The following is a 23645-nucleotide window of genomic DNA, read 5'->3' on the forward strand; positions in this document are numbered from 1 at the left end:
ACTCCTTTTAGTTTCTTCTAATAAATGTGGTATCGATATTCTTAAAAGAACCAGTTAACGCATGGATTTCAATTTTCCATGTGCCTTTTTCATTTAATAAGAGATTTTCAGCAGAGAAATGACCATTTTTTAATCGTTTCAGCTGAAATTCACTCGGTGTCTCATCACCGAATAAAGCCACCTTATGGATCTTGGCTGTTACAGATTGAATATCAGTGATCGTTTCGCCATTCTTCTTTGTAAATGCCACTTCGAATGAGTTTTTCCCCGGGGCATTCGGAGTAATGCTCAAGGACACAATATCACGATGCTCAACCTGATTTGCGCCAAAGAAGGGCTCTGGTGCAGGCGGAGGAGGGCTCGGAATATTGGTAAAGACAGCCGTTAATAACAAAATGGCGATCCCGATCATCCATTCAGCTCGTAAGGAAATGCTGCGTTTCTGCTTCTTTTCCCATCTCAGCATCAAGTAATGCATAAGCCCAAGAAGGCCCATGATGATAAATAAACCAAGCTTGATTAAAAAGGTGCGTCCGTATGCTGATTGGAAAAGAGCGTCAAACGATTGCAAAATAAAGATCGCATTCACAAATCCTGAAAACACAATGAGTCCAACGGAGAGCAGTGCCCAAGGATGAAATGCTGCTAGCGTACTCCGTATGAGCGGCTCATCTTCATTTGGCAGTTTCTTTATCAATAGAAGGACAATGGCTGTTAAACCACCGACCCAAATCGAAGCAGAGACGAGATGGATGAAATCAAGTGATGTTGTGAGTATTTTATTGTCTGTTGCGGCTGGATGTCCGATTTGTGCCTTCAGCCAAAGAAGCACTATGAAGAGAAGCAGTGGAAACAGCCAAACTCGAAAAGAAGAGAAATCCCCTTTTCTCACCGCCACAATCGTCCAGATGGTGAGAAGAACAAATGACGCCATAAGCATCATCCACAGACTACCGCCAGAAGTGGACGCAATCGTTTCTTGTAAAAGCGAAGGCTGAAATGCCCCCCAAAAGGACACGTCTGCCGCTGATTTTGTCTGAATCGGCAGCTGGAACACAAGTGCTCCGCCCATCATGATCAATGACACGGTCAAAAGCCGCTTCATTCGTTTCTCCAATACAGGTGAAATCGTATTCTTAAACCAAAGCAGTCCAAACAAAATGGTCCCAAGGAATAAGCTGAATGACGTATAAAGAAAGGCTTTATCAATAGTTGAAGCCATATCTATGGATTCATCCGTTTGGCCTTGCCCTAATTGGTCAAAACCGCCATCCGCTTTTCCAATACTAAACGGAATCATGCCAGAGACAGAGTGTCCGTCCGCTGATACCGCATTCCACTGAATGGTGTAAATCCCTTTTGGTAAATTCTTTTTTAAAGCTGCTTCCATGATCTTTTGATCTTTAATGACCGTATCTCCTTTATCCACACGATCACCTTTTGCATTTAGCACCTTAATGGCATGAAAGCCGCTTTCAATTCCTTCACTAAATGTGATCGAGACAGAAGGAGGCTGCTGATCCAGCTCTTCATTTGCCGCTGGGTTCGAGCTCACGACGTATGCGTGAGCAAATGCTTCCTTTGGAATGAAAAAAGCGAACATGACCATAAGAAGCAGAAGCCACTTACTATTTTTAAACAAGGTGAATAACCGCCTTTCTACCTATGAAAATGTCTCATGTATCAGAAAGAAAGCGGCAGTAAACTGTGAGTCACAGAAAAAACCGCTCTTCCTATTGTACCGCCCTCTTTAAAAGGTAAACGAAACAAACAGCAAGATGGTTCACTTTTTCTGTGTCATGTCTGCGCAGACATTTCTTAATTGAATAGGTTTGATCAATTATAAGCCTATTCGATTTAAGAAGAGGAAACAAGAAGAGACCATTTGAAAGTTGTGAAATTCCCATGAATTTTGTTTCAAAACAACGGCAGATCAACCTTTTCGCCCCTTTTGTATTGGGATCTGAAGGTATTTTCACATCATTTTTCAATTTTGTCACACACTATGTGACAAAGTGACATTTAGTTTCAATTGAAGAGAAAGTGAAAGCGTTTTACGATAGGCATAAGGGCTTCACTGAATCTTGTTCTTATATCTTTTGACCTATAAAGCCCTAAATAAAGGGAGAGAAGAAAGGAGTTTTCATAGATGCAGGAAAAAAGCGGATTTCGAGTAAAAGTACAGCGCTTTGGAAGCTATTTAAGCGGTATGATCATGCCGAATATTGGAGCGTTTATCGCTTGGGGACTCATCACCGCATTATTCATTCCAAGTGGTTATTTTCCAAATGAACAATTAAATACACTTGTTGGTCCAATGATCAACTACTTGCTGCCGCTCTTAATCGGTTACACAGGCGGGAAGCTCGTATATGACCATCGAGGCGGGGTACTAGGTGCAACCGCTACGATTGGGGTTATTGTCGGTTCGGACATCCCAATGTTTTTAGGCGCAATGATCATGGGACCGCTTGGCGGTTATCTCATTAAGAAAATCGACCAGCTGTTTAAAGACCGAATCAAATCAGGTTTTGAAATGCTGATTAATAACTTTAGTGCAGGTATTCTAGGTGCCATTTTAGTCGCCATTGCTTTCTACGCCATCGGTCCAGTGGTACTAGGCCTGAATAAGGCCCTTGCGGCAGGTGTAGATATCATTGTCAATGCACATTTACTTCCGCTGGCAAGTATTTTCATTGAACCAGCGAAAGTATTGTTCTTAAACAATGCAATTAACCAAGGAATTTTAGGTCCATTAGGGGTGGAGCAAGCGGCGAAGACAGGCCAGTCCGTTCTGTTCTTGCTTGAAACAAACCCAGGACCAGGTCTAGGTGTTCTTCTAGCCTACATGTTCTTTGGGAGAGGGACTGCAAAGCAGTCTGCACCGGGTGCGATTGTCATTCAATTCTTAGGGGGAATCCATGAGATTTACTTCCCATACATCTTAATGAAGCCAAAGCTCATTTTGGCGGTTATTGCTGGGGGAGCAAGCGGCGTTCTGACCTTTACACTGTTAAATGCAGGCTTAAAGGCTGTGCCGTCACCAGGAAGTATTATCGCTCTTATGCTCATGTCACCAAAAGGCGGCCACCTTGCCGTTCTAGCAGGTGTTGTCGTGGCAGCGGTCGTATCATTCCTTGTCGCTTCTGTCATTTTGAAAGCGTCTAAAGCAGTGGACGAAGACTTAACAGCAGCAACTGAAAAAATGCAAGACATGAAAGGCAAGAAAAGTGCAGCAGCAGCTGCTCTTACAGCACAAAAAGAAGGTGCTGAAGCAAGCGAGCAAGCAGCATCTCCAGATGAAATCAATCCAGATAACGTGAACAAAATCATCTTTGCCTGTGATGCAGGAATGGGCTCAAGTGCGATGGGCGCATCCGTCTTAAAGAATAAAGTCAAAAAGGCAGAGCTAGATATTGATGTAACAAATACATCCATCAGCAACATCCCAGATGATGCCGATGTGGTCTTTACTCATAAAGATTTAACAGATAGAGCCAAGGCAAAACTGCCAGGAGCTGTGCATATCTCAGTTGATAATTTCTTAAACAGCCCGAAATACGATGAGCTGATTGAGAAATTGAAAAAATAACATGACGAAACGGGTTGAGTCCAATTTTTCCTAATTGAACTCCCCGTTTTGGTTGTTTTCTGGTTTTCCATTCTAAAAAAGGTGTGTGATCTTTCATGAAACAAGTACTTTCAAAAGACAATATTTTTCTAAACGAACAAGCGGGCTCTAAAGAAGAAGCCATTAAAAAAGCAGGCGAAGTCTTAGTGGCAAACGGTTATGTCACAAGTGATTATGTGGACAAAATGTTTGAAAGAGAAAATATTTCTTCTACATTTATGGGCAACGGAATTGCCATTCCTCATGGAACAGAGGATGCGAAAGCGGCTGTCCTTCATTCAGGAATTTCCATTATCCAAATTCCTGATGGCGTTGAATATGGCGAGGGGAATATTGCCAAAGTTGTATTTGGTATCGCTGGTAAAAACAATGAGCACCTCGATATTCTTTCTCAAATTGCGATTGTCTGTTCAGAGGAAGAAAACGTAGAGCGTATCATTCATGCAAAGGATCAGGATGAACTGATCGCCATCTTTAACGAGGTGAACTAACATGAAGGCACTTCATTTTGGAGCAGGCAATATTGGCAGAGGATTTATCGGATCTTTGTTAAAAGCATCAGGCTTTGAGCTCGTTTTTACCGATGTAAATGAAGCGGTGATCAACGAGCTGAATGAAAAAGGAGAATACACGGTTGAGCTCGCAGCACCAGGGCAGCAGCAAGAAGTAGTCGGTCCAGTGTCCGCTATCAATTCCGCAAAAGATCCAGCTGCATTAACTGAGGCAGTTGCAACAGCTGACCTCATTACAACAGCTGTTGGACCAGCTGTTTTGAACATCATTGCTTCATCGATTGCTGAAGGTTTAAAACAGAAAAAGTCTGATCATATCATCAACATTGTGGCGTGTGAAAATATGATTGGCGGCAGCTCTCATTTAAAGGAAGCTGTTTTCTCTCATCTAACAGCTGATGAACAAGAAGCGCTGTCACACACAGTTGGTTTTCCAAACGCTGCGGTTGACCGCATTGTCCCCATTCAGCACCATGAGGACATTTTGAAAGTATCAGTCGAGCCATTTTTCGAGTGGGTCATTGATGAGACAGGCTTTATTGGAGACGTTCCTCAGATCGATGGAGCGACCTTTGTACAAGATTTAACGCCTTATATTGAGCGTAAGCTCTTTACTGTCAACACAGGACATGCACTAGCTGCTTATGTCGGGTACGAAAAAGGCGTTCAAACGATTAAAGAAGCTGTCGATACACCAGAGATTCGTCAAGTGGTCGAAGGTGCACTACACGAAACGGGCAGTTATTTAATCGACACCTATGGCTTTCAAAAAGAAGAACATGATGCGTATATTCAAAAAATCATCAAACGATTTGAAAATGCCTTTATCTCTGATGAAGTCACGCGCGTCGCACGTTCTCCGCTTAGAAAGCTTGGAGCAAATGACCGTTTAATCGGTCCAGCGAAAAAAATCAGACAGCCACAGTATTTAATTAAAGGCATTGTGGCAGCTTTGGCTTACGACTTTACTGAAGACGAAGAAGCTGTTCGTCTGCAGGCATTAAGAAAAGAAAAAGGCATTGAAGGTGTGCTGGAAGAGGTATGTGGACTCTCACCATCAGACGATCTTTATCAAGCCATTCTGAAAGAAACAGCTCGATAATGAGAAAAAATCCCTTTCCATTGTGCGAAAGGGATTTTTTCTATGACTTTTTTAATACTTTTCCCTGCTTGACGATATATAAAGTAAGGGGGAATTTGTACATGAAAAAGAAAGCGTTTGCGTCAAGAAGTGTCTTTTTTCAATTAATGTCTGCCATTATCGTGATCACGATTTTAACGGGCGGACTAGTTGGAACAACGGGGTATTTGTTAGCGAAACATGTCTTAATTGATGCAGGGAAAGCAGATTTAAAGCACATCGTCAGCGGAGCGATGGCCACACTTGAACAGTTGAATAACCGTGTGGAGAAAAAAGAACTGACGCTTGAGCAGGCGCAAGACCAAGCCCGGCTTTACTTGAGCGGGCCCAAAAATGACAACGGGAAGGGATACCAATCTCAAAAATCAGATTTTATCTATAAAAATAAAGGCTATCTGATCGCTTATGGCACTGACTATTCTACCCAGGTTCATCCGGTCAACGACATCGGCGTCATTCCAGATAACACGACCAATCGTCAAAAAATGGTCGCTGGCGCCAATGCAAAAGGTGAGGATGCACACTATGTGACCTATATGGATAAGGACGATGCAACGGGCGAAGAAAAAGAAAAGCTCGCCTATATGAGCCAGTTTACACCGTGGAATTGGAGTGTAGGTATCGCTGTTTTCCAGGACGAATTTTATAAAGAATTAGAGCAGATGAAGCTCTATATTATTCTCATTACAGCGGGTGTCGCCCTTCTGAGTCTAGGCGTCTTTTATTTAGCTGCTCGAGGAAAAGTCAGACTGCTGAAGCAAGTCACTGCTGCTTCAAAGGAAATTGCGGCGGGGAATATTGAACGCACCAGCTTAAAGGAAACAACGGATGAAATCGGACAGCTGGCAAAAGGCTTTAACCATATGTCAGGAGAGCTCAGAACGCTGGTGAGCGGTTTACAGGAAACGAGCAGTCAGCTTGTTGAATCAGCGACAGATTTATCGGCGATATCTGAAGAAACCTCAGCCAGCAGTGAAGAAATTGGACGAGCCATCGGAGACATTTCGACTGGAACACTTCATCAAGCATCTGATCTTGAAGAAGCCAATCAACAAATGACCCAGTTTAATCAATCGATTGAGAATGTCAAAGAACAGAGTGATCAAATTAAACGGATTTCCGACCAATCGAGTCAATCATCACAGCAGGGCCAGCAAATCGTACAGCAATTAAAACAATCGAATGAACAATCGATTCAGGCTTCTCAAGGCATTAGAGCAGGAATCGAGCAGTTAAGTACAAAAGTACAGGATATCTCTCAAATCACAGATACGATTGAGAGCATTTCAAATGAGACGAATTTACTGGCACTGAATGCAAGTATTGAGGCAGCACGTGCAGGAGAGCATGGCAAAGGCTTCTCAGTTGTGGCGAGTGAAGTGCGGAATTTAGCTGAACAGACAAAACAATCAGCCGTTCAAATTCAGCAAATGATTCAAGGCATTAAAGAAGAAACGACGGCAACAGCCGGCATCATGTCGAGCACAATGGATCGTTTTGCCGAGCTGGATGAAGCAGTGCATAAAACAGAACATGAATTCAATGCCATCTCTACATTGATTTCACAAACCATCGTTGAAACAAACGCGATGGCAAAAGAGCTGAATACACTGCTGGAGCAAAACGACCTCATCACAAAAGCCATGCACGGCGCAGCACATGTTTCTCAAGAAAATGCGGCGGCGATCGAAGAAATTACTGCATCCACAGACGAACAAGTGACAGCCATTTCTAATGTGGCAAAAGCAGCAGAAAGACTTAATGAGCTTAGCATGCGATTGAATCAGGACATTGCGCGTTATCGTCTGTAAATCATTTTGACGATATATCACCTGTCAGGTACGATGAAGTTAATCAAAACCTTGCTCACGCAAACAAAAGGAGTGTTTCGGTCATGAAAAAGAAGATATTGATATTCTTACCTTGTGGCTATGGTTTGGCACCCTTGTGATATGACTGTAGTGACCAACAGGTTTCGGCATACTTTCTGGGTTTTTTCTCGTGATTTTTTCCATGTTATATCCCTCACTCACGTTTATTTTTCTGCTTGTTTCTTCGTTTGGTAGACAGACTTCACCAATTTCTATCTATCCTAAAAGAAAACAGCAGTGGAGTAGTGCGGGATTATTTGTTACATCGGGTCAGGTAGGGACAGATATAGATGGGCAGATCCCATCAAGCTTAAACGACCAAGTAACGAATACGTTTGAAAACATTAAAAAAATCCTTGAATCAGAAGGATTGAATGAAGAACATGTGATCAAGGTCAATATATGGGCAACAGAAGAAATCGACTGGGACCATCTATATCCTCAGTGGGATACGATCTTCAAAACAGCTTACCCATCAATGACGATTGCTTATGTATCAGCTTTAGGATGGCCGGAGCTGAAAATTGAAATTGAATTATGGTGTGCGGATATATGATTCAAAAAAAGAACAGTGAAAACTGTTCTTTCAAATTGTTGACAAAGGGCTAAAATGATCTTGATTTTAGCCCTTTGTCTTCTTTTTTCAGCGTGATAGAAAACCTTTGAAGTCTAGGAAGGACGAGTACCGGCTCGGAGCGAATTTGACATTCGTGAGCACCGGCACGCAGACCTGACACCGAATGCGAGGGTTTGTCTACACGCTGAGTCGCTTTGTGATCCATCCAGCAAGGAACGTAAAGACGGTGTAGACGATGACCCAAATGAGAAAAGATACGTTCCCGCCAATAGAGGTGAACATGAAGATCAAGCTTGCTAACAGCACAATCAAAGTAGGCATCCAAACATTCTTCAAAAAGAGCGTGCCCAAAATGCCAATCAGCACAGAGATAATAGGAAAGCCAAATATAATGAATAGAATAAAAACAGCCATATTGCTAACTCCTTTTAATAAGTGTTTACATCAAAACATAAAAGACCGAAGCAGCCATGTGCGGAAGTGCAAAAATCATCACAAGAAAAGCCGTATCAAGGCTCCACATGCGGTGTTCTTTTGTTTCAGAATGATAGGCTGCTCGTGTCTCTTCTCCACTTGTCCAAGCACCCATTAGCACCCCAGACATTACGACCCCAATAATAGAAATCCCGCCGCTGACAAACTTAATCCATTCAAGGTGCTGCAACAGGATAGCGGCGCTGCAAATCACAATCATTGAGCAAACACCGGCGAAAAAAGCATGTTTTTTTCTCATTCTGGTTCACTCCCTTCAAAGACAATTAGGAGACCGGATCACATATTTCAATGAAATGGCCATCAGGATCAGACACATAAGCGACCGTTTGACCCCATGGTTTTTTTGCAGGTTCTTTGATGATCGAAACCCCTTTTTCCTTCATTGATGCAATCGTTTGCTCCACATCATCCACAACAAAGCCAATTTCAAACGTTTGAGACGCTTGATTTGCATCAGGAACAGGCAATCCGAGTGCTTCTTTGACATCCTGGCGTGAATTAATCGATAACGTCACGTCTCCAGTATCAAACTCAACATAGGATTCAACCCTCAATTTTATTGGGAAACCAAGTACTTGTTGATAGAAATGAATACTCGCCTCCACATCGTTTACATATAAAATGGTATATTTCATTTTCATGTGAAAAACTCCTCTCTTCATATACGTGTCAAAAACGGAAAGGTTTCCCACTCATTGTACCATATAGGATATAAGGTGTATTTCGTGCCAAAAAATCAAAATATTTAGCTCAATAGTCTTGAAAAACAAAAAATGGTGACATATGATAAAAATGTAAAATTAGAAAAAATAGGGGGATCTTATATGTTGAAAAAAATCATGGTGGCTGTCTTGTCTTTAGTTCTTTTACTAAGCTTTACACAAGTCGACACCCACACAGCAGATGCAAAAACGGTCAAGTCTTACAAAAATTGCAAAGCGCTGAACAAAGTATATAAAGGCGGCGTAGCAAAAAGCAAAAACACGAAAAACAAAGGCGGAAAAACAAAGTACAAGCCTTATGTATCAAAAGCACTTTATCAAAAAAATATGCGGCTTGACCGCGATAAAGACGGCATTGCGTGTGAACGCTAAGCACATGTGAAAAAGACCTGTCACAAGGTCTTTTTTCTATGGGATCAAACTCGTCCCTTTGTGCCAGCTTCCTCTTTATATTAAAATAAAGATAGTTTCAAAAATCGATACAAAGTGGGGTACTCAATTTGTCAACACAAGCTCATAAGAAAGACATCCGATTGATTGCCATTGATATGGATGGCACGCTGTTAAACAGTGAGCACATCATTCCAGAGGAAAATAAACAAGCCATTAAAGAAGCTGAAGCAAAAGGGGTCCATGTGGTCATTAGCACAGGGCGGACACTGATGACATGCCGAGAGCTGGTTGAGCCGCTCAAGTTATCGTCTTACCTCGTGACAGCAAACGGAAGTGAAATCTGGGATTCAAATTTTCAGCTGATCGAACGAGATCTGCTGCATCCTGATCACGTCCAAATGATGTGGGATTTAAAAAATAGGTACGAAACCGATTACTGGGCTTCGACTGTGGATAAGGTGTGGAGAGGTGAATTCCCTGAACGGATTCATGACCATGAATGGCTGAAATTTGGCTTTGATATTCATGATGATGACGTTCGTGAGGAAGTACTCAATACATTGAAAACAAATAAGCACCTAGAGATCACAAACTCAAGTCCAACGAATATCGAAGTGAATGCAGCCGGCATTAACAAAGCGGCAGCTCTTGCAAAAGTAGCAGAACGCATTGGCTGTACGATGGACAACGTCATGTCACTTGGCGACAGCCTCAATGATATGGCCATGATTCAAGAAGCCGGATTAGGCATTGCGATGGGAAATGCCCAGGAATTGGTGAAAGAGGCCGCTGATTGGATTACGGCTCCTAACACAGAACACGGTGTTGCAAAAGCCATCCAACATTGGGTGCTGTCTAAATAAGGTGCACTTCATTACAAGAAAAAGTGAGAGGACTTTGCCTCTCGCTTTTTTTGTTTTCTCCTAGTTCGAATGTTATGTTTTCTGCCAATTTCATGTGCAGTCTATCCAAAGTTGGTATAATCAATATAAATTCGAATATTCGGACTTTATATTCCGTATTTCGGAACAACAAGGAGGGATTCTATGTATCAAGTGGATATCAACTGTGATTTGGGAGAAAGCTTTGGTCAATACACAATCGGTGCAGACGAACAAATCTTAGAATATGTCACCTCAGCCAACATTGCTTGCGGTTTTCATGCAGGAGATCCAACGGTCATGAGAAAGACAGTTAGAATGGCACTGGATAAAGGGGTTAAAATTGGTGCGCATCCGGGTTTGCAAGATTTGGCCGGCTTTGGCAGACGTCCAATGGCTATCTCCGCAGAGGAAGCCTATGATCTTGTCATCTATCAAATTGGCGCTCTATCAGCCTTTCTCAAGGCCGAGGGCGGCACGATGCAGCATGTCAAACCACACGGCGCCCTCTACAACATGGCAGCTGAAAATACTGAATTATCTGAATCAATTGCGCAGGCTGTGTATGATGTGGATCCAAACCTTGTGTTATTTGGTCTCTCAGGCAGTGAACTTGCGTTAGCAGGTGAACGAATAGGTCTGCAAGTGGCACATGAAGTGTTTTCTGATCGGACGTATCAAACAGATGGGACGCTGACATCCCGCCGCGAACCACATGCACTCATTGAAGAGGATGAACGGGCCGTCCAGCAGGTTGTTCGTATGGTGCGAGAAAGCAGGGTTCGTACAGTTCAAGGAGAAGATATCGAGCTCAAAGCAGATACGGTCTGCATTCACGGAGACGGCAGCCATGCGCTTCAATTTGCAAAAACCATTACAGCGAAGCTAAAAGAAGCCGGGATTCATCTCAAGGCCTTTCAATAAAAATCGTCATCAAAGGGGGAAACAGCATGAAAACAGAGAAAGTCAAACACATGAAGGCACCAAAGGGGAATCGGTCTATGCTGATGGGCGCTGCCTTTTTAATGGCGACGTCCGCGATCGGACCGGGATTTTTAACACAAACAACCGTCTTCACACAGCAGCTTGCGGCTAGCTTTGGGTTTGTCATTTTGATCTCAATTTTATTAGATATTTTTGCACAAACAAATGTATGGCGCATCATTGCCGTTTCAGAAAAACGAGGTCAGGATATAGCGAATATGGTGCTCCCGGGTCTCGGGTATGTGCTGGCCTTTTTGATTGTCATTGGAGGACTTGCCTTTAACATCGGAAATATCGCTGGAGCTGGTCTCGGTTTTCAGGTGATCTTCGGTGTCGATCCGCGAATCGGCGCAGGGATCAGTGCTGTGATTGCCATTCTCATCTTTGTGATCAAAGAGGCTGGGAAAGCGATGGACCGTTTTACGCAGGCAGCAGGCTTTGTCATGATTGGCCTGATGCTGTACGTGGCGATTTCAACAGCGCCGCCAGTTGGAGAAGCAGCCGTGAGAACATTTGTCCCAGAGACGATTGATATTTTATCCATTGTGACACTTGTGGGCGGAACGGTAGGCGGCTATATCGTCTTTGCTGGCGGGCATCGCTTGCTGGATGCAGGTATTAAGGGGAAGGAAGCACTGCCGCAAGTGACGAAAAGCTCTATTTTCGGTGTGTTAATTACATCTGTCATGCGTGTGGCACTCTTTCTTGCCACATTAGGAGTTGTCTCAAAAGGCTTGCAGATAGATCCATCCAACCCGCCTGCCTCTGTTTTTCAATTAGCTTCAGGAAATATCGGATATAAAATGTTCGGGATTATTATGTGGGCTGCGGCGATTACATCCGTCATTGGAGCAGCATACACATCTGTTTCTTTCTTCAAAACCTTCTCACCAAAAATTGAGCAAAACCAGCGTGGTATCATCATTGGCTTTATTGCCCTCTCGACCCTTTGTTTTATTACGATCGGAAGACCAGTGAACATCTTGATATTAGTTGGAGCGATCAATGCATTGATTTTGCCGCTCGCCCTTGGCACATTACTCGTTGCGGCGTATAAGAAAGACATTGTCGGAGATTATCGGCATCCATTCTTTTTGACAGTGACTGGTGCATTTGTTGTGGTCATTATGGCGATGATGGGCGGCTATACCATCATTAATGAAATCCCGAAACTATGGAGTTGATTCAGATGAATACTTATCAAACATATGAGCCATCACAGATGAGAGAATTGATTCGCGAAAAAAAGATCACAGGACCAACGGCTGGCTTTGCAGAGGGGTTTGCTCAAGCCAATTTAATGATTGTCAAAAAGGAACTTGCCTTTGATTTTCTATTATTTTGTCAGCGGAATCCGGCTGCATGTCCCTTGCTTGATGTACTGGACCCAGGTGATCCAGTGCCAAGACGGTCTGCGCCTCAAGCGGATATTCGTACGGACTTTCCTAAGTACCGTATTTACCGAAAAGGGATTCTTGAAGAAGAGGTGACAGATATCACTGCTTATTGGGAGGATGATATGGTTGCCTTTCTCATTGGATGCAGTTTTACGTTTGAGCACGCGCTTATGCTAAATGACATTCCTGTCCGCCATATCGAAGACGGTCATAACGTACCCATGTATCAAACGAATATAGCTTGTGAAAAAGCAGGAGTCTTTCATGGCCCGATGGTGGTCAGCATGAGACCCATTCCGGCGCATCAAGTCACAAGAAGTGTTCAAGTGACATCTCGATTTCCATCAGTCCATGGCGGACCGATCCATATAGGGGACCCAGCGGTGATTGGCATTTCCGATATAGGTCAGCCTGACTTTGGAGAACCATCTGTGATCAAAGAAGGAGAAGTCCCGGTGTTTTGGGCATGTGGTGTGACGCCGCAAGCCATTGTCATGCATACAAAACCCGATATTGCGATCACTCATGCACCCGGTCATATGTTCATCACAGATCGAAGAGATCAAAAGCTAGGTGTACTGTAGAAAGAGAGGTTTCTCAAGTGGCTTTTTCAACGATAAAAGATTCCATCACCTACCACCCGCTGGGAGATGCAGCGATCGTCATCCAAGCTGGAGCTGACATACGTGAGGAGATTCATGCACGTGTTGAGCAGCTGTTTGCATGTATTGAACAGCACCCATTTGAAGGATATGTAGAAGCGGTTCAAGCCTTTACAAATGTGACTGTTTTCTACGAGCCTTATACCGTTCATCAATCGGCCCAGCTTCAAACACATGACCTGTCTCCATATGAATGGGTCAAAGGCTACATTGAACAACTTCTTGAAGACAAATGGCAGGAGGGAGTTCAGGTAAAGCGCCGCATCGTTGACATTCCAGTCTGTTACGGAGGAGCGCTGGGCCCTGATTTAGAAGAGGTTGCCCGTATCAATGGTTTAACGCCAGAGGAAGTCGTGCGTATTCACACTGCGGGCACGTACCTTGTCTATATGATTGGATTTGCCCCAGGGTTTCCGTTTTTAGGCGGGCTGTCTGAAAAGATCGCAGCACCACGCAGAGAAACACCAAGAATGTCCATTCCAAAAGGCTCTGTTGGTATTGCAGGAAAGCAGACAGGCGTTTATCCAATTTCTACACCCGGGGGCTGGCAGCTCATTGGACAAACCCCGCTGCCGCTTTTTCGCCCAGACGATGAAATTCCGAGTCTATTGAAAGCAGGGGACGAGGTCAGATTTGTCCAAATGTCTGAAAAGGAATTTTTCAGCATGAAGGAGGCAGAACGTTGAGTATTCATGTCATCAAGCCAGGAATCTACACAACCATTCAAGATAAAGGGCGGCAAGGCTATCAAAAGTATGGTGTCTTAACGAGCGGCGGCATGGACCCGCTCTCACTTAGAATCGCCAACATTCTCACCGGTAACCAAGAAAACGAAGCCGTGCTGGAAGTCACGTTGATGGGGCCGGGGCCTGTATTGACATGTGAAAAAGATCAGCTCATTGCCGTCACTGGTGCTGATGTTGAGATTGATATTGATGGAGAGCGGGCACCGTTATGGAAGCCGCTTTTTGTCCGATCAGGAAGCACGATCACCTTTGGTCTTTGTAAGAGAGGCTGCCGCGTTTATCTTGCTGTGGCAGGTGGATTTGATGTGGAACCAGTCATGCAGAGCAAAAGCACTTATGTCAGAGCAGGAATCGGTGGACTGAAAGGACGACCGCTTGAAAAAGGCGACATTCTGCCTGTTGGAGAGCCGTCTATCGTAGCGGATCATTTGTTTGATAGGCTGAAAAATAAAGTGAAACAGGCGGGATACGGCGCACCCGATTGGACAGTGAGTCATGATCATTTTTTGCCGCTGCTGAAATCGCCAGTGATTCGCGTGCTGGCAGGCAGGCATCTTTCTTTTTTTCAAGAAACATCTCAAACCGCTTTTTTTGAGCAGCCTTATCAGGTCACACCCCAATCAGATCGTATGGGCTGCCGGCTGAAGGGGGAGCCGGTTCATTTAAAAGAAAAGCTGGAATTGATCTCAGAAGCTGTCGCCTTTGGATCTATTCAAATTCCACCCGATGGCCAGCCGATTATTCTGCTGGCAGATCGGCAGACGACAGGCGGATACCCGCGTATTGGAGAAGTAGCAACTGTTGATCTGCCGCTTATTGCACAGGCGATGCCTGGGGCAAAGCTGTATTTTGAACAAATAGATCACCGGGATGCAGAGCAGGCGTTATTTAAGCAAGAAGCCGAACTGAGGGAGCTGGCCGCAAGAATCAAGCTGGAAGCATTCTCGTTTAGAAAAGGTGAAGAAGATGCAAAACACAAATAAAACGGTTGTGAAATCAATGGAGATTTTGCGGCTGTTTATCGCTCACGATCAATTAACATTAAATGAAATGATCGAGCTTTCCGGTATGCCGAAAACATCTGTTCATCGTATGGCGAGCTCTTTAGCTGATATGGGGCTGTTAGAAAAGCAAGAAACGGGTGTTTATCGATTAGGCTTGATGTTCCTTGAATACGGTCAGCTTGTGGCGGACCGCCTTGATATTCGAAGGATTGCAAGACCATTTATGGAAAGCTTACGGGATGAAGTAGGAGAAGCTGTACAGCTCATTGTTCGTGAAGGCGACGAAGCCATTTACGTGGAAAAGATTGAAGGTACGCAGCCTGTTCGTCTCTACACCGCCGTCGGCAGACGGTCCCCCCTATATGCGGGTGCCTGTGCGAGAAGTATTCTCTCTTTTTTACCAGAGAGCGAGAGACTTGCCTATATTGACTCAATTGAGCTGGGGAAGATCGGAATTGGGACCATCACAGATAAAGAGGTCCTAAGAAACATGCTGGAAGAATCAAATGCACGGGGATATACGCTAAGCTATTCTGAGCTTGAAAACTATACAGCTGCGATTGGAGCCCCAATTTTCAATCATCTGGGGGAAGTGGTAGCAGGTATTAGCATAGCAGGATTTGAAGCAGGATATCAAAAAGAACGCTTACCTTACTTAATTAAACAGGTGAAAAAAGCCGCCAGTGATATTTCGAGGGAATTAGGATTTTCATCTGAACAAATAAAAAGCCAATGACCGTAAAGATCATTGGCTTTTTGCGTGCAGTTATTAGAAAGTTTTTCCTAAAGCTTTCGCACGTTCGATTGCATCTGCTTTAATTTGCTCTGCTTTCGCAGGCTCAGCATTGTGACCTTCAACGATAAGACCTTCGAAAGAAGGAATTCCGAAGAAGTTAGCGATTGTACCAAGGTAACGGTGACCTGCTTCAAGTTCAGCAGCAGGACCTTCAGAGTAGTATCCGCCACGTGCTTGGATGTGAAGAGCTTTTTTGTCTGTTAATAATCCAACAGGACCTTGCTCAGTGTATTTGAATGTTTTACCAGCTACAGCAACAGAGTCGATGTATGCTTTAAGAACTGGTGGGAATGAGAAGTTCCAAAGTGGTGAAACAAATACATATTTGTCAGCAGAAACGAATTGATCACTTAATTCGTTTAGACGAGCAACTTTCGCTTGCTCTTCAGCTGAAAGTGTATCGAAACCAGCGCCAGATTGAAGTTTGCCCCAGCCAGCGAATACATCTGCATCAATGTGAGGGATGTTTTCTTTGTACAAATCGATATGTACAACCTCGTCACTTGGATTTGCTTCCTTATAAGATTCGATAAATGCCTTAGCAGTAGCCATACTGTAAGAAACTGTTTCATCATGCGGATGTGCAGTGATGTATAAAACTTTTGCCATGTTCATTCAATCCTTTCTGTTTCGGTTATTTTTTTAGCGTATCCCAATGATACACTGAATATGTGGCATCTTTAATCATATTGGAATGCTATGAAAAAGATGTAACAAGCACAGTTACATGAAAACTGATATTTTCATTGTAATCACAATGTAGTTTGAAGTCAAGGTATAAAGTCTCGAAATCAAGATAAAAAGTTTGTAAATTTTTCTGGAACGTGTAAACACGCAGTTTTCAGCGTAAAAAGCCTACTCTTATTGAACAAAAAATCGTTCGATATCGCAAGTAAAGAGTTTGTAAAGGCACTGCATCTCAAAAATAGATGGATGCCCCTAAGTCATCTGCTACAAGCAACTGTTCTCCGAATTCGTATATATAAGAGAAGGCAGGAGAGAGTGAGGGATAAGAGTGGGACGATCCTATGTTGCGATTGGAGATTCCTTAACAGTTGGGGTGGGGGCACGTTTATTTGGCGGAGGTTTTGTTCAGCGGTTTTGGTGGATGCTTGAAAAAAAGACACATGCACCGGTCGAGCTGTCCGTATTTGCAAAATCAGGGTTAACGACTGATCAGATTTTACAGCTTTTCAAACGGTCAGAGGTGAGACGTGCGATTGCAACAGCAGACATCATCACCATCACAGGCTGTGGGAATGATCTTGTTCAAGCTGTTCAGCAGTATGAAGAAGGTGAAGATGAAAAGAAACTGCTGCAAGCAGTCATACATTGTCAGGCGAATTTTATCAAGATGATTCAAGAAATTGCTCAGATCAAAAAAGGGCAGCATCAGCCTTACTACGTATATTTCATGAATTTATATAATCCATTTCCGCAAATACCAATAGCCGGGCGGTGGCTTCAGCAATATAATCAACAACTTCGTTTGCTTGCTGCGAATCCGCATGTAGAAGTTGTGGATGTGTACCGAGCGTTTGAAGGGCATGAAAGAGCCTACTTATCGATTGATCAATTTCATCCGAATCCTAAGGGGTATGAAGCGATGGCAGAAGCATTGTTTCAACAATACTGTAAACAGCTGTGATCGGGATTTAAAAATAATATTTATTAAAAGGCCCATTAATTCTGTTTTAGAGTTTAATGGGCCTTTATGAGTTGTAACCTAAATAAAAGCTAAGAAAATCAAGCCCTTTGAGATTAATCATGAAAATGTATATATTGTATTTATCTATAGTTTTTTTGGGGGTTATAATAAATTTGTAAGGACAATTTTTAATGCCCTTACATAATTTTCGCTATAATTATTAGTATCCACTTTTATACTTATAGGACGTAAACCTGCTCTAATCATATCTCTTGCTTCATCAGGATGAAGATTATCTTGTATAATAAAATGTTGTCCTCCTAAGTTTTTAAAAGAGTTATCATAGATATCTTTGAAATATTCGTCATCAAACGAAAAACCAATGAATAAAAGGTTTTTCGTTCCCATTATAGCATTAAGATAAGACTTTATTCTGTCATTCTTATATAGATTCTCATAGTCTTCTTTAGTGATTATCATAGATTTAGGGAATCTTATATGACCATGTAAATGTAGAACAATTTGTTTTCCTTTGTTAAGGAATTCATGAGCGTCTTCGATTTGATCTAGTGTATAAGGATATGTATCTCCCTCTTTATAGTCTATTAAAGAATAATCATAATTAGTTGTTATGAAAAATGCAGGTTCTAAGTTAATAATATCATTTATATTATGATAATTTTCAGCCAACCCACTTTTATACTTAGCCTCGATTTGACGTACTATATGTTTTTTTATATCTTCATCAGTTGAAAGGTTCAAGGTGTTATTTTTAAGAACATCGATTGCTCCTAAATAGTCTCCTTTGTTAATACGTTTGTCAAAAAGATCTTTATCTTGTTGTTTTAAAGAACCACTCATTCCACTCAATAAATTCGGCCAATTATTTAAACCCAAAGGAAGTGAAGTTCCAGCCCCCAGAAAAGGTATAATAGTGTCTATATTATCTTTTAATTCATAAAAGATATCTAAGAAATGGTCATCAATTACTGATTTTAATATTTCTTCATTTCTCAAATTAAGTTCCTGACTTAATTCATTTTTTAGTTTAAATAGATCTGTTATTTCATGTACAAAGGTGTTTTTTAACAACTGATTGCAATACTCACAATGTGTAGTCTTTAGAGGATAGATTTCTGTTTCTTCTCCACAATCACATTGTATGTATTCATCAATATAACCACCACTTTTTAATATAGAAAAGAGAATTTCAATATCATCCTGTATATTCTTTAATTGATTTTTTCTAAAAAAGCTATCTTTAAAAGTGTTTGATATTTTGGTTAATAGAGTTACTGCTTCTTCTTCACTCATTGAAAGGTTTAAGTGAACGCTGTTTATTAAGTTGTCTAACGACATAGTTTATTATCTCCTCATTTAGTGGTTTCCTAGGTAAGAATACTATCTTGAAATATGTCGAGGTGCTATATATAGTAGTTTGTATAACCTCAATATTTTTTTCGTCAGAAAATTTTGTATCTGTAAACCATGAAATACCCCAATTTTCTAGTTCCTTTGCTCCTTCAAAGTTGATATATAAACTGTGGAACATATCACTTTGTGATACAGGGTGTTTTGAACTTGATGAGCGAGTGGAGCCTGTATTAGAGTTATTTCCTTTGAATTTTAATTTAGTCGTATATCCAATCAAATTTAGCTTTTTAGCCTTTTTCACTAATTGTTTAGTATCATATGTGTTTTTGATATAGTTGGATAATAATAAAGATTGAATATTTTTCTCTAATTCTTCCCGCTCTTGTTTATTTGGACGTTCGTTTACTTCATATAATTTTCTCATATAATTTTTAACACTATTCTTGATTGCTGTGGAAGCTTTGTCAGCTACTTCTTGTCTAACATCTTTAAGTAAATCTTCATCAAGTTTCTTACAGACTTTATATATTGATTCTCGATCACTGTCTCTTTCTATGGAGGTAACATTACCAATTAACTTATTTAAAATTTGTTCCTTTACATAATTATAAAGTTTTCCGATAGATCTATTATAATCACCACTTATATTCTCATCTGGCTCTTTAATATTTGGAATATTTCGAATCAATATTAGACAGGTTCTCTCTATAAAGTTAATCTCTATACCAGCAATGAAGTACTTAGTTTTGTCTGTTTCATCTTTTACTGTTTGAACTAATAAAAGCCTTGCTTTTTGTATCGTTCCATTATTCTCTACGTAATCTAAACCGCTAATAAATGTTGATCCTGGTACAGTAATATTTAAACCATCCATTAAATAAAAACCATCTTCATTCATTTTTCTTTTGAAGTTTGTTGGAATTTTCGAGTCACTTTTAAGTCTCTTTAAAATCTTATTAATGTTCTGTTTGAAAGTATCTATTGATAAATCGCTGTTAAATGTATGAACATATACATTTTTTAGTTGGCTATAAAGTATAGACTCAAAGTAAATCTTATCAAGAGTTTTTTTGTGACTCCAATCCAAGTTATTAACAAAGTAATTATATACATCATTCATATTTTCTTTGTCATCTACACTAAATCCAGCTTTTTTTACTGTTTCTTTAAAATGATTAAAATCTATATATTCTTCAAATAGAAAACCAGAATAAAAATATTGAATATTTTCTTCATGCTTGAGATTTATATTCATAAGAAACCTCCGAAATTCCTGAGTTTGGTATAGGGATATTATAACATGATTTTTACAAATGAAGGAACTTAAGTGATTTCACGTTTATAAGTTAAATCATGTTCATTCGAAAATACATTATTTAATTGAAATTTGGAAAACAAAGCAAGGCTAAGAATTCTTTTGGATTATACATATTTCCAATACTTTTAAATGAAGGAGGGTTTCGATATGATAAAAGAAACGAAGGCGAAAGAGGTGTGGAGGCATGGAGGAGATTAGTGCATATTTTCAAGAGATGACTGGAACGGCTTATGAAGTGGGAAAACAGCAGGCTGTCTGGCTTAAGGAGAACCCGCTGCTAAAGACACAATATATTCGGACAGAACCGGTAACACAACAGGCTGTGAAAGAAACGAAGCAGCTGATCCGTCCCTTTCTTCCTCAATTAGATGAAGAGTTTGCTGGGTTTTGTGATGAAATGCAATTAGATGAGCGTTATTTGACCTTTTTCTATTCATCTCATCTTCAGCCAGGCTGTTCCCACTGTGTGAGGCAGGGGAATATGGCGGCAGGCCAACAAACGGTCATGCTTCGTAACTATGATTTCTCCCCGATTTTTGATGATATGCGTCTTGTGACGACACATGTAAAAGGCTCGGCATATCATACAGGCTCGTCGCTGCTCTTGTTTGGCAGATCTGATGGGATGAATGAGCATGGTCTTGCTGTGACTTTCTCTGCTTGCGGTCCGCCGGTTGGCAATGAACCCGGTTTAAAGCCCCCAGCAGTCGCCGGTTTGCAGGTGTATCATGTGATTCGCTCTGTTCTGGAAACCTGTCAAACGGTCGAGGAAGCCATTCGCTCTATCGAGGAAATGCCCGTTGCCTCAAATGTTCACATCATGCTTGCGGATCGAAAAGGAGAGGCCGCTGTGATTGAAATCATTGATGGTCAAAAAATGGTGAGAAGACCGGAGAGAGGTTATATTGCTGCAACGAATCATCCGGTAGCTGATCAAACAGCAAAAGGGATGACCAAACATCATTCTGTTGTCAGATACGATATGTTAATGGAAGCGTTAAAAGAACAACGATCAAGTGATTCTCTTGCGAAACTGTTCCAGACAGAATATCCTGATGGTCTGGCTGTGCACAATTATGAGGAGCTGTTTGGAACGATGCGAACCGTCATGTTCCGTCCGGAAGAAGGCACAATCGATTATTGCTTTGGCTCTCCAGTATACAATCCGACTTATTCTTTAAAAGCGGGGGGGTCACTGCCTTTTCAAGAACAAAAGGTTCAATTTCATCAAAAGGATTATGGACCTTCATTTTGGAGAAGTGTCTGATGATCCCTTGTTTATATTTTGTCACAGCCGCTGTGCCAAATTCAGATCAACTTAAGATTGCAACGCTCGTTGAAAGCGTTTTATATTAAGGTGTGACAATAGACCTATTTATACAGAAGGAGGCATTTCATGTACATAACGGCACGAGAACAGAAAGTCATTAAATACATCATTCAGCAAAATCGTTATGTCACCATTCGTGAGATAGCCGATTCTGTTCAGGTAAGTACTAGAACGATCCATAGAGAACTAAAATCCATTAAACCAATATTGAAAGATTATCAACTTTCATTAGATAAACAGCCGGGGAAAGGCTTGAAGGCAGTCGGCGAACAGGAGGATAAACAGCGGCTTCTTGCTCATATGTCAAATGAGGATCAAATCGAATATAGCTCAGATGAACGAAAGCTCTTAATTCTATGTGCGCTGCTTGAAGCGAAGGAACCGGTGAAATTATACACACTCGCAGCTGACTTGCAGGTAACAAATGCGACGATCAGCTATGATTTAGATGAACTGACGGAGTGGATTGCTCCATACGGTTTGCAGCTTATCCGCAAGCGCGGGTACGGCATTGAATTAAAAGGGCCGGAGGAAGCAAAACGAAAAATTGTCGGCAATCTCATTGTTGACCGGCTCGACATTCAATTGTTTTTAGAAACGATTGAAATGAATATCAAACATCGAACGAAAGCAACGGAAAAGGTGTTTGGCGTTGTCAGCAGAGGACAGCTGCTTAAGGTAGAAAGGCTGCTCTTTCATTTGAAAGATCGACTGTCACTCTCCTTATCTGATAGTGCCTATATTGCACTTGTTGTTCACTTAACCTATGCTATCGAACGTATTCAGCTTGGGGAAACCATTCGAATGGAAGAGGAGGAGCTGCTGGAATTAAAGCGGACGAAGGAATTTGAATCATCACTTCGAATGGCAAGAGCGCTTGAACGCATGTTTAATGTGGAGATCCCTGAAGCGGAGGTCGGATATATGACCATCCACCTTCGCAGCGCAAATCGCAGCTTTCAGACTGAATACCGTATTGATGAAATTGAGCTGGATATAGCGCTGAGAACGAAAAAGCTCATTGATTTTATTTCAAATAAAACCGGCTATCATCTCAATGAAAATGATTCATTGTATGAGGGGCTCGTGTCTCATCTTGAGCCTGCCATGAACCGTCTAAAGGAAAAGATGAGAATCTATAATCCGCTCACACAACAAATTAAAAAAGACTACTTTTTGCTGTTTATGGCGATTGAAGAAGGAGTCGAGCGTTTCTTTCCAGAGATTGAATTTCCAGAGGATGAAATTGCCTTTCTTGTGCTTCACTTTGGTTCAGTGCTTGAAATCAAAAAAGAAGAAACAAAAATTCATGCGCTCGTTGTTTGCTCAAGCGGGATTGGTTCCTCGAAAATGCTCGCCTCCCGGTTGAAAAAAGAATTGCCGGAGATCGCCAAATTCGATCTATCCTCTTTGATGGAGCTAAAGGAAATCGATGCATCGAGCTATGACATGATTGTCTCGACCGTTCCAATCCCATATGAGCATATCGATTACATCATGGTCAGCCCGCTTTTAAACGAGGATGATGCTATGCGTGTGAAGGCTCATATTAAACGGAAGATTCCTTATATCATCGAGAAAAAAAGAATAAAAGAACCTCCCGAAGAATTGGCGCAAGAAACCGTTGATATGATGGCGGTTGCAGAGCAGGTGACGAATTATATGTTTGTGATTCGCAGCATCCTGTCCCATTTTACCATCGAAAAAAGAGAGACGATGCCGCAGCATGATGAAACCATTAGGCAGCTGCTTCGTCAGCTTGAAGAGGAAGGATTTATCATACATGCAGATGATGTGGCGGGCGGCCTTTTGGAACGTGAACAGCAAGGCGGCTTAGGCATACCTGGCACTGAATTTGCTCTTTATCATTTAAAGCATGCATTCATCAAGGAACCAATCTTTCATATTTATGATCTTGATCAGGCATACGAGGTTAAAAGCATGGATGGCGGGCAGCAGCAGATGTCACGAATGCTCATGATGCTGGCGCCGCAAGAGCTTGGCAAGGAAGGGTCAGAAATGTTTAGTCTGATCAGTTCATCCATCATTGAAAGTGAAGAAAGCATGGCGCTTTATGGACAAGGAACAAAGGAAAACATTGAACAGAAATTACATCAGCTTTTCTATCAATTTGTCAAAGAGGCAAAGTGGTAAGAAAAAGGC

General features: G+C 41.7%; 23 protein-coding genes. 16 read left to right on the top strand and 7 right to left on the bottom strand.

Features of this window, described 5'->3' with window-relative positions; translation table 11 throughout:
• Positions 1-7 precede the first annotated feature (7 nt).
• On the bottom strand, positions 8-1642 hold the full coding sequence (locus NSQ25_RS02180) for a copper resistance CopC/CopD family protein (RefSeq protein ID WP_326136047.1): 1635 nt from the start codon (positions 1640-1642) through the stop codon (positions 8-10).
• Positions 1643-2149: 507 nt separating this feature from the next.
• On the opposite strand from NSQ25_RS02180, the gene NSQ25_RS02185 reads away from it, so the two are divergent.
• The 5 genes from NSQ25_RS02185 (at position 2150) to NSQ25_RS02205 (ending at position 7711) form a co-directional block, all read left to right on the top strand.
• Positions 2150-3592, top strand: coding sequence for a PTS mannitol transporter subunit IICB (locus tag NSQ25_RS02185; protein ID WP_034283798.1), 1443 nt, complete (start codon positions 2150-2152; stop codon positions 3590-3592).
• A 95-nt stretch (positions 3593-3687) separates the two neighbouring features.
• A complete protein-coding gene (locus tag NSQ25_RS02190) occupies positions 3688-4122 on the top strand; it encodes a PTS sugar transporter subunit IIA (RefSeq protein WP_012008933.1) in 435 nt (144 codons plus the stop codon).
• A 1-nt stretch (position 4123) separates the two neighbouring features.
• Positions 4124-5245 (top strand): mannitol-1-phosphate 5-dehydrogenase, encoded by a 1122-nt coding sequence (locus NSQ25_RS02195; protein ID WP_065215308.1) that lies wholly within the window; start codon positions 4124-4126, stop codon positions 5243-5245.
• A gap of 101 nt (positions 5246-5346) precedes the next feature.
• Positions 5347-7095: a methyl-accepting chemotaxis protein gene (locus tag NSQ25_RS02200; RefSeq protein ID WP_284384673.1), complete on the top strand. Its 1749-nt coding sequence runs from the start codon at positions 5347-5349 to the stop codon at positions 7093-7095.
• Positions 7096-7285: 190 nt separating this feature from the next.
• A complete protein-coding gene (locus NSQ25_RS02205) occupies positions 7286-7711 on the top strand; it encodes a RidA family protein (RefSeq protein ID WP_326136046.1) in 426 nt (141 codons plus the stop codon).
• 198 nt (positions 7712-7909) lie between these two features.
• On the opposite strand, the gene NSQ25_RS02210 is transcribed toward NSQ25_RS02205, so the two are convergent.
• Genes NSQ25_RS02210 through NSQ25_RS02220 form a run of 3 tightly spaced genes read right to left on the bottom strand, consistent with a single transcriptional unit; the run spans position 7910 to position 8868 of the window.
• Entirely contained in the window at positions 7910-8146 is a 237-nt protein-coding gene (locus NSQ25_RS02210) for a DUF2651 family protein (RefSeq protein WP_326136045.1), read from the bottom strand.
• Positions 8147-8171: 25 nt separating this feature from the next.
• Positions 8172-8465, bottom strand: coding sequence for a DUF5316 family protein (locus NSQ25_RS02215; RefSeq protein ID WP_326136044.1), 294 nt, complete (start codon positions 8463-8465; stop codon positions 8172-8174).
• Positions 8466-8490: 25 nt separating this feature from the next.
• The gene (locus tag NSQ25_RS02220; protein WP_326136043.1) at positions 8491-8868 is read right to left on the bottom strand and encodes a VOC family protein; all 378 of its coding nucleotides are present in this window, start codon (positions 8866-8868) and stop codon (positions 8491-8493) included.
• A gap of 183 nt (positions 8869-9051) precedes the next feature.
• On the opposite strand from NSQ25_RS02220, the gene NSQ25_RS02225 reads away from it, so the two are divergent.
• The 8 genes from NSQ25_RS02225 (at position 9052) to NSQ25_RS02260 (ending at position 15752) form a co-directional block, all read left to right on the top strand.
• Positions 9052-9321, top strand: a complete 270-nt coding sequence (locus NSQ25_RS02225; protein WP_034283806.1) for an excalibur calcium-binding domain-containing protein — start codon at positions 9052-9054, stop codon at positions 9319-9321.
• Positions 9322-9449: 128 nt separating this feature from the next.
• Complete coding sequence (locus NSQ25_RS02230; RefSeq protein WP_326136042.1) at positions 9450-10205, top strand: Cof-type HAD-IIB family hydrolase; 756 nt, start codon at positions 9450-9452, stop codon at positions 10203-10205.
• A gap of 183 nt (positions 10206-10388) precedes the next feature.
• Entirely contained in the window at positions 10389-11147 is a 759-nt protein-coding gene (locus NSQ25_RS02235; protein WP_046313918.1) for a 5-oxoprolinase subunit PxpA, read from the top strand.
• A gap of 26 nt (positions 11148-11173) precedes the next feature.
• Positions 11174-12391 (top strand): NRAMP family divalent metal transporter, encoded by a 1218-nt coding sequence (locus NSQ25_RS02240; RefSeq protein ID WP_041116696.1) that lies wholly within the window; start codon positions 11174-11176, stop codon positions 12389-12391.
• A 5-nt stretch (positions 12392-12396) separates the two neighbouring features.
• A complete protein-coding gene (locus tag NSQ25_RS02245; RefSeq protein ID WP_041116698.1) occupies positions 12397-13188 on the top strand; it encodes a putative hydro-lyase in 792 nt (263 codons plus the stop codon).
• 17 nt (positions 13189-13205) lie between these two features.
• Positions 13206-13952, top strand: a complete 747-nt coding sequence (gene pxpB, locus NSQ25_RS02250) for a 5-oxoprolinase subunit PxpB (RefSeq protein ID WP_144496821.1) — start codon at positions 13206-13208, stop codon at positions 13950-13952.
• Positions 13949-14995, top strand: a complete 1047-nt coding sequence (locus NSQ25_RS02255; RefSeq protein ID WP_144496822.1) for a biotin-dependent carboxyltransferase family protein — start codon at positions 13949-13951, stop codon at positions 14993-14995. Before pxpB ends, NSQ25_RS02255 begins: the two co-directional genes overlap by 4 nt.
• Positions 14979-15752, top strand: a complete 774-nt coding sequence (locus NSQ25_RS02260) for an IclR family transcriptional regulator (protein WP_041116704.1) — start codon at positions 14979-14981, stop codon at positions 15750-15752. The genes NSQ25_RS02255 and NSQ25_RS02260 overlap by 17 nt, the downstream gene beginning before the upstream one ends.
• Positions 15753-15785: 33 nt before the next feature.
• Here NSQ25_RS02260 and NSQ25_RS02265 read toward each other — a convergent pair whose 3' ends face one another.
• Positions 15786-16421 (bottom strand): FMN-dependent NADH-azoreductase, encoded by a 636-nt coding sequence (locus tag NSQ25_RS02265; protein WP_024425558.1) that lies wholly within the window; start codon positions 16419-16421, stop codon positions 15786-15788.
• 406 nt (positions 16422-16827) lie between these two features.
• Between NSQ25_RS02265 and NSQ25_RS02270 the strand changes: the two genes are divergently transcribed.
• Positions 16828-17460: a GDSL-type esterase/lipase family protein gene (locus NSQ25_RS02270; RefSeq protein WP_081123995.1), complete on the top strand. Its 633-nt coding sequence runs from the start codon at positions 16828-16830 to the stop codon at positions 17458-17460.
• Positions 17461-17622: 162 nt separating this feature from the next.
• Here the strand turns inward: NSQ25_RS02270 and NSQ25_RS02275 are convergent, their stop codons facing one another.
• Both NSQ25_RS02275 and NSQ25_RS02280 read right to left on the bottom strand, forming a co-directional pair.
• The gene (locus NSQ25_RS02275; RefSeq protein WP_052470341.1) at positions 17623-18819 is read right to left on the bottom strand and encodes an SIR2 family protein; all 1197 of its coding nucleotides are present in this window, start codon (positions 18817-18819) and stop codon (positions 17623-17625) included.
• Positions 18767-20089 (bottom strand): hypothetical protein, encoded by a 1323-nt coding sequence (locus NSQ25_RS02280; RefSeq protein ID WP_041116709.1) that lies wholly within the window; start codon positions 20087-20089, stop codon positions 18767-18769. Before NSQ25_RS02280 ends, NSQ25_RS02275 begins: the two co-directional genes overlap by 53 nt.
• Positions 20090-20336: 247 nt before the next feature.
• Here NSQ25_RS02280 and NSQ25_RS02285 point away from each other — a divergent pair, with 247 nt between their 5' ends.
• Positions 20337-21419 carry a C45 family peptidase gene (locus NSQ25_RS02285; protein WP_041116711.1) on the top strand — a complete coding sequence of 361 codons (1083 nt, stop codon included), beginning with the start codon at positions 20337-20339 and terminating at the stop codon, positions 21417-21419.
• Positions 21420-21548: 129 nt separating this feature from the next.
• Positions 21549-23636: a BglG family transcription antiterminator gene (locus NSQ25_RS02290; protein ID WP_326136041.1), complete on the top strand. Its 2088-nt coding sequence runs from the start codon at positions 21549-21551 to the stop codon at positions 23634-23636.
• Positions 23637-23645: the final 9 nt, after the last annotated feature.

It is taken from the genome of Bacillus sp. FSL R5-0512 (assembly GCF_038593295.1).
Classification (GTDB): Bacteria; Bacillota; Bacilli; order Bacillales; family Bacillaceae; genus Bacillus; species Bacillus safensis.

What these genes read in the sequence shown, in the direction of transcription:
- NSQ25_RS02185 (WP_034283798.1), top strand. Translation starts at nt 2,150, where the DNA reads ATGCAGGAAAAAAGCGGATTTCGAGTAAAAGTACAGCGCTTTGGAAGC.
- NSQ25_RS02190 (WP_012008933.1), top strand. Translation starts at nt 3,688, where the DNA reads ATGAAACAAGTACTTTCAAAAGACAATATTTTTCTAAACGAACAAGCG.
- NSQ25_RS02195 (WP_065215308.1), top strand. Translation starts at nt 4,124, where the DNA reads ATGAAGGCACTTCATTTTGGAGCAGGCAATATTGGCAGAGGATTTATC.
- NSQ25_RS02200 (WP_284384673.1), top strand. Translation starts at nt 5,347, where the DNA reads ATGAAAAAGAAAGCGTTTGCGTCAAGAAGTGTCTTTTTTCAATTAATG.
- NSQ25_RS02210 (WP_326136045.1), bottom strand. Translation starts at nt 8,146, where the DNA reads ATGGCTGTTTTTATTCTATTCATTATATTTGGCTTTCCTATTATCTCT.
- NSQ25_RS02215 (WP_326136044.1), bottom strand. Translation starts at nt 8,465, where the DNA reads ATGAGAAAAAAACATGCTTTTTTCGCCGGTGTTTGCTCAATGATTGTG.
- NSQ25_RS02220 (WP_326136043.1), bottom strand. Translation starts at nt 8,868, where the DNA reads ATGAAAATGAAATATACCATTTTATATGTAAACGATGTGGAGGCGAGT.
- NSQ25_RS02225 (WP_034283806.1), top strand. Translation starts at nt 9,052, where the DNA reads ATGTTGAAAAAAATCATGGTGGCTGTCTTGTCTTTAGTTCTTTTACTA.
- NSQ25_RS02235 (WP_046313918.1), top strand. Translation starts at nt 10,389, where the DNA reads ATGTATCAAGTGGATATCAACTGTGATTTGGGAGAAAGCTTTGGTCAA.
- NSQ25_RS02240 (WP_041116696.1), top strand. Translation starts at nt 11,174, where the DNA reads ATGAAAACAGAGAAAGTCAAACACATGAAGGCACCAAAGGGGAATCGG.
- NSQ25_RS02245 (WP_041116698.1), top strand. Translation starts at nt 12,397, where the DNA reads ATGAATACTTATCAAACATATGAGCCATCACAGATGAGAGAATTGATT.
- NSQ25_RS02260 (WP_041116704.1), top strand. Translation starts at nt 14,979, where the DNA reads ATGCAAAACACAAATAAAACGGTTGTGAAATCAATGGAGATTTTGCGG.
- NSQ25_RS02265 (WP_024425558.1), bottom strand. Translation starts at nt 16,421, where the DNA reads ATGGCAAAAGTTTTATACATCACTGCACATCCGCATGATGAAACAGTT.
- NSQ25_RS02275 (WP_052470341.1), bottom strand. Translation starts at nt 18,819, where the DNA reads ATGTCGTTAGACAACTTAATAAACAGCGTTCACTTAAACCTTTCAATG.
- NSQ25_RS02280 (WP_041116709.1), bottom strand. Translation starts at nt 20,089, where the DNA reads ATGAATATAAATCTCAAGCATGAAGAAAATATTCAATATTTTTATTCT.
- NSQ25_RS02285 (WP_041116711.1), top strand. Translation starts at nt 20,337, where the DNA reads ATGGAGGAGATTAGTGCATATTTTCAAGAGATGACTGGAACGGCTTAT.
- NSQ25_RS02290 (WP_326136041.1), top strand. Translation starts at nt 21,549, where the DNA reads ATGTACATAACGGCACGAGAACAGAAAGTCATTAAATACATCATTCAG.